Source organism: Herbaspirillum sp. B65 (assembly GCF_000333555.1).
Classification (GTDB): domain Bacteria; phylum Pseudomonadota; class Gammaproteobacteria; order Burkholderiales; family Burkholderiaceae_D; genus Herbaspirillum; species Herbaspirillum rubrisubalbicans.
This window is the reverse complement of record NZ_BADI01000705.1, coordinates 1-911: the sequence shown is the minus strand read 5'-3', so window position 1 is coordinate 911 and position 911 is coordinate 1. Positions and strand designations below refer to the sequence as shown.

General features: G+C 63.8%; 1 protein-coding gene. It reads left to right on the top strand.

Annotation, left to right across the window (positions count from 1 at the left end; genetic code table 11):
• The coding region (locus tag I5W_RS16680) for a purine-cytosine permease family protein (RefSeq protein WP_044530061.1) at positions 1-911 on the top strand (911 nt) is incomplete at both ends.

Below are 911 nucleotides of genomic sequence, written 5' to 3'. Positions count from 1 at the left end.
GGCAGTTCTTTAACCTGACCCTGTTCGGTGCGGCGGGCACCGTGGCCTTTTCGCTCATTGCACAGGTCGGTGAACAGGTCGACTTCCTGCGCTTTTTGCCGCAGAAGACCAGCGCCAATCGCGGCCGCTGGTGGGGGGCGCTGCTGTTGGCCGGTCCCGGCTGGATTCTGCTGGGTGGCGCCAAGATGCTGGGCGGCACCTTGCTGGCCTTCCTCGCCATCCAGCATGAAGTGCCGATGGCACGCGCGGTGGAACCGACCCAGATGTACCTGATCGGTTACCAGTACGTGTTCGGCAACCCGGCCCTGGCGCTGGGTGCGGTGGTGCTGTTCGTGGTGGTGTCGCAGATCAAGATCAATGTCACCAATGCCTATGCCGGCTCGCTGGCCTGGTCCAATTTCTTTGCGCGTCTCACGCACAGCCATCCGGGGCGGGTGGTGTGGCTAGTGTTCAATGTGCTGATCGCCGTGCTGCTGATGGAACTGGGGGTGTTCAATGCACTGGAGCACGTGCTGGCGCTCTATAGCCTGGTGGCGATCTCGTGGATCGGTGCGGTAGTGGCCGACCTGGTCATCAACAAGCCGCTGCGCTTAAGCCCTGCCCACATCGAATTCAAGCGCGCCCACCTGTATGACGTCAACCCGGTGGGCGTGGGCTCGATGACCATCGCCACCCTGCTCTCCACATTGGCCATGTCGGGCGTACTGGGCAAGACGGTGGCGGCATTGGCGCCCTTCATCGCGCTGGGCACGGCACTGGTGAGCGCGCCCCTGATTGCCGTGGCCACCGGCAGTCGCTACTACATCGCACGGCGCGACACCCTGTCCGAGCAGAGCTATCGCCCCTACACGCCCGGCCAGGCGCACTCGGTGCTGGATTGCGTGATCTGCGGCAATGCCTTCGAAACCCCG